Consider the following 4673-nt stretch of genomic DNA (forward strand, 5'->3'; position numbering starts at 1 on the left):
GGCACAGAGTCGGGGTGGCGGGATTTGAACCCACGGCCCCTCGCTCCCAAAGCGAGTGCGCTACCAAGCTGCGCCACACCCCGTCGGCCGCAGTCTAGGGCCTGACGCGAACGAGTGGTGCCGCGCCAGTGAACGCGGGCGGATCGGCGTCCGTAGAAACGGACATAACGGACCCGAACCGAGAGGATCTCCATGCTTCGCCCGCAGGATCGCCGCCGTGGCCGCGCTGACGGTGGCCACCGTCAGCCTCACCGCCACGCCCGCGTTCGCCCAGGCCATCTAGAACGCGGACGTACCCGAGCCCACGTCGTTCACCAGCATGTTCACCGCAAATGGCGACGTCGGACATGGTGTTCAATGCTGACGGCGTGCCCACGCCCGGCGAGGCCGGGGCACGGCACGTTCGACTACCGGACCAACAGCACCGACGAGATCATCTGCTTCGACATCACCCTGTGCGGCGTCACACCGCCGTTCCAGAGCGGCACGTCGGACCTCCTGCACCTGTCTGGTGGGGGCCGCCCAGCGCCGGACCGTCCGCCTCCCCATCGCCACCTCCCTGTCATCGGTATCTACGTACGGGGAGGAGATGGCGTTCAGGGAGTCCGCTAAGCTGTCGACGCGCCGGTGATCCGGGGCATGCGGGCGTAGCTCAATGGTAGAGCCCTAGTCTTCCAAACTAGCTACGCGGGTTCGATTCCCGTCGCCCGCTCCACGCCTGACCTGCATGTTTGCAGTGTAAGCACGATCTTGCTCCCGCTCGCGTGACACCAAGTGTGGCTCGAGTTAACTGGAGATACGCGCTCGGGTCGACTGGTGAGGTCGGAGTTGACGGTGTCTCTAGTCTCGCGGCAAGGTATCGAGATAAGGAAAGGCTAAGTTCACTGCGAGTGGCATCCAGGTCCGGTAGTAAGGTATCGGTGGCGCCGGCGTGAAGCGGCTCAGTGTGCACGTTGGGCAGATGTTCGAGTAGGTGTTCCCAGCGGCGAGCCGCAGGGCAGTGAGACTGCACGATCTGTGGCGCCGTGGTGGCAGGACACGTGGCGGCGGCCGCAGTTGCAACCTCCGGCCGAGGCTCGTCTCCGTCGCGGTCGAGCATGGTGACCCCGTGTCCCAGGGCGGGCGAGCAGCCTGCTGGCTTCGTCTGTCGTGCATGGCGCGTGGCCGCGCCGATGCCGAGCGCCGCCGCAGAGGTCGTCTGATTGGTGGATGCGAAAATGGTTAGTCGCGGCGGTCATCCGCCCTCCAAAGTCGATCGGTCGGTCGACGAGATGAGGATGACCGCGTCGGTGTCGACTTCGGTCTGTTCACGATGACCCGTCGTCCCGGGCCTCGTGTCAGCCTCGCATTCATCGCGAGTCACCCGTTCGGGTACATCGAGCAGCGTGCGGCACCCGCAGCGAGCATTCTGGGCTTGTCGATGGACGAGGGGCGCAGGCTGCAGCGGATCACCAGGACGGCCAAGGACCCGGTCCGGTTGCGGCGCGCGATCGTGGTGATGATGTCGGGCCAGGGCCAGGCCGTCGGCGACATCGTCTCGTTGCTGCAGGTCAGCGACGACTACGTGCGTGATGTGGTCCACGCGTTCAACGAGCGGGGGTTCGACGCACTGAACCCAAAATGGAGCGGGCGACGTCCGAGGAGGATCGGTGAGCAGCTCCGCGAGTGGATCTGCCTGATCGCCCGTAGGTCTCCCGCCGAGTGGGGCATCACCGGGTTCTCCACCTGGTCGCTGACCAAGCTCCGCGAGCATCTGCTGGCCGAGGGCATCGTCGCGGCGATCAGCCGCGAGACGCTGCGCCGGATCCTGCGCGACGCCGGGGTGTCCTGGCAGACCACGACCACCTGGAAGGCCTCCACCGACCCGGACTTCATCGCCAAAATGCGCCGAATCCTTGAGCTGTATGACCACCCGCCCGAGGATGGCCGGGTCGTGTGCGTCGATGAGTTCGGGCCGTTGAACCTGCTCCCGCGCAAGGGCAAGAGCTGGCAGTTCCGCGGCCGCCCGCGGTGGATGCGGGCGACCTATCACCGCTACGACGGTGTGATGCACATGCTCGCGGCGCTGGACCTGGCCACCGGTAAGCTGTTCTACCGGATCCGCCCGCGCAAACGCGCGACCGAGTTCCTCGACCTGCTCACGACCCTGCAGGCCCGCCCAGAAGCTGTACGTGGTGTGCGACAACTTCTCCCCGCACCGCCACGCCGCCGTCCGGGCCTGGTGCGCCGATCACGAGGTCGAGTTGGTGTTCGTGCCGACCTACAGCTCCTGGTTGAACTGGATTCGAGGCCGAGTTCGCGGCGCTGCGCTACTTCGCGCTCAATGGCACCGATCACCGCAGCCACGCCGAGCAGAACGCCGCCATCGCCGACTACGTCCGCTGGCACAACACCCGAGCTTCGCCGAAGGTCAACTTCGCTACCGACTCACCGATCCGAACCTGGACCGATTACCCGGCCCCAAGGCTGCGTGACAAGCCGCTAGGTCGGGTAGCCGGCCCAGCCGGTGGTGGGGTGTCCGTCAGCTTGCGAGCAGTTTCTTGATGACGTCGTCGATCCACTTGCGATCGACGGCGCAGTCACCGCTGCCGGCGAAGTGACCCCACACGCCCGGGATGACCCGGACCTCCCCGTTGGGGATGTACTGCGACGCGTACTCCTCGTCCTCCGGCGGGAAGTACAGGTCCTTCAGGCCGGGCATGGCGATGAGCTTGGCCTTGATCGACTGCAATGCCTTGACGTGGTCGCCGTCGAACCCGGGCGTCTGGCTGATGTCGCCGTACTGCCAGGTCCAGAGCATCGACAGCAGGTCGTTGACGTCGCGGCGGTCGAGGAAGTGGCCCTCCCAGTACTGGACGAGGAACTCCTCGAGCGTCGGGAACGCCAGGTCGATGCCGAGCCGGTATGAGTGGCCCATGTCCGTGTAGAGGCGGTCCCAAAAGAAGGCCTGGGAGAACCCCCAACCGGCATACACGCGGCCCGTCCTGCGCAGGTTGTCCTCCGGCTTCGCGTCGTAGAAGCCGCCCTTGAAACTGTCGCCGCCGGTCAGGGCCGCCTTCACGCCCTCGAGGAAGACGAAGTTGTGCTCGCTGGTCTTGGAGGAGCCGCAGAACGGGGCGGCGCGTTGCACCATGTCGGGATAGCTGACCGCCCATTGGTAGGTCTGCCCCGCGCCCATCGACCAGCCGGTGACAAGCGGCAGCGTCTCGATCCCGAAGTGCTCGGCGACCAGCTTGTGCTGTGCCTCGACTTGGTCGTAGAACGTGACGTTCGGGAAGTTCGCCTTATCGTGCGGGGGCGGCGTGTTGCTCGGCGAGCTCGAGAGCCCATTGCCGAGCATGTTCGGGATGATGATGAAGTACTGGCGGGGGTCGAGGGCCATGTCCTCGCCGACCAGCCACTCGTTGTCCCAGTGGAAGCCCGAATACCACGTCGGATAGACGATCGCGTTGCTCTTCTCGGCGTTCAGCTCGCCGAACGTCTTGTAGGCGAGCTTCGCGTCCTTGAGGGTGTCGCCGTGCTGAAGCGTGAAGTCTCCGAGATCGAAAGTCTCGTAGTCCTGCACGAACTCTGCGGCCATCTGGGACGCCCCCTCGGTCAGAGCGGAGGTACTCCGGACGGACGGTAACGAGCCGCCGGGGGCCGTGTCTAGGGTGTCCCACTGACGGTGGTTGGTGACGCGGGGAGGACACGCACGCGCACTGTGGTGACCTGCCGGTCGTGGCGTCATCGGAGCGGAGCAGGTCGAGCTCGAGTGGCCGGGACCTTGGGGCTGTCATCAGTCGTGACGGCGAGTCGGTTGTGGTGTCGGCCGTGCAGGCGGCCTCGTGTGTCTACGACGCGCCGAACGAACTGAAGCCGAATCGCTCCTACAACTTCGACTTCGTGCTCGACGTGTCAGAGTCGGCGGCCGTCGTCGTCTTCGACCCGGTGCGCACGGCGGCTGGGAATGGCCCATCCCGTAGACGCCGTCAGCCGGCGCGCCGACGCTCCGCGGGAAGGCTGTTTCCGCTGGTGAGCTGGCTGGCGCGTTGGTAGGAGATCCCGAGGACGGCGCCGAGTTCGCGTACGGACAGTCCGGCGTTCTTCAGCTCGGCGGCGGCTGCTCGGAGTTCGGTTGCGGCGTGGGAACGGGCCTGGGCTTCGGCGTCTCGGGCCCGCTCCACCTCTGAGAGGTGTGCTCGCACGCTGTCGGGAAGCTGGATCCGTACGTCGAGTTCGATGGTGCCGGGCTCGATGCCGGTCATGATCGCGATCAGGTCGCGGGCCATGTCGTCGACCTCGTTGATGGTGCGGGCCTGGGTGACGCGGTCGATCTCGGGAACCTCGATGTGCCAGAACTTCCCGTCGCGCGACACCACCGCGGTGTAGGTGCTCATCGTCGCCACCAGCCCTTTCCCCAGCTTCTCCTGGCATTCGCGGTAGATCCCCTCGGTGGTGCGCTCGTTCACCTCGCGGTGGCGGGGGATCGGGATGATGACGCCGTCGAGTGAGTAGATCGTGTGGTTGGCGCCCTCACGATCGAGGACGAAGTCGAGACCCTGCTGCTTCGCCTCCCCGGCGATGCGCTTCACGATGTCCCTCGGCTTGGTCACAGAGTAAGTCTATCCCGCACTAGACGCAAGCCGTCAAGCCTGGCCTAGACGCATCGGCTGCGGGCTGGTGCGTGACAC

The 4673-nt window shown here is 65.9% G+C and carries 3 protein-coding genes, 2 tRNA genes and 1 pseudogene; 3 read left to right on the forward strand and 3 right to left on the reverse strand.

Annotated features, from left to right (window positions below; genetic code table 11):
• Positions 1 to 9: 9 nt before the first annotated feature.
• A tRNA-Pro gene (locus JWR81_RS06990) sits at positions 10 to 83 on the reverse strand.
• A gap of 558 nt (positions 84 to 641) precedes the next feature.
• Between JWR81_RS06990 and JWR81_RS06995 the strand changes: the two genes are divergently transcribed.
• From JWR81_RS06995 to JWR81_RS07005, 3 genes and pseudogenes are all read left to right on the forward strand, one after another.
• Positions 642 to 715 (forward strand) — tRNA-Gly (locus tag JWR81_RS06995).
• Positions 716 to 1501: 786 nt separating this feature from the next.
• Positions 1502 to 2095 (forward strand): annotated as a pseudogene (locus tag JWR81_RS07000) (IS630 family transposase); the annotation flags it as partial.
• A gap of 79 nt (positions 2096 to 2174) precedes the next feature.
• Complete coding sequence (locus JWR81_RS07005) at positions 2175 to 2474, forward strand: hypothetical protein (protein WP_297648336.1); 300 nt, start codon at positions 2175 to 2177, stop codon at positions 2472 to 2474.
• 47 nt (positions 2475 to 2521) lie between these two features.
• On the opposite strand, the gene JWR81_RS07010 is transcribed toward JWR81_RS07005, so the two are convergent.
• Complete coding sequence (locus tag JWR81_RS07010; RefSeq protein ID WP_297648332.1) at positions 2522 to 3580, reverse strand: alpha/beta fold hydrolase; 1059 nt, start codon at positions 3578 to 3580, stop codon at positions 2522 to 2524.
• Positions 3581 to 3971: 391 nt separating this feature from the next.
• The gene (locus tag JWR81_RS07015) at positions 3972 to 4595 is read right to left on the reverse strand and encodes a hypothetical protein (RefSeq protein WP_297648334.1); all 624 of its coding nucleotides are present in this window, start codon (positions 4593 to 4595) and stop codon (positions 3972 to 3974) included.
• Positions 4596 to 4673: the final 78 nt, after the last annotated feature.

Source organism: Pseudonocardia sp. (assembly GCF_025965585.1).
In the GTDB taxonomy this organism is placed as follows: Bacteria; Actinomycetota; Actinomycetes; order Mycobacteriales; family Pseudonocardiaceae; genus Pseudonocardia.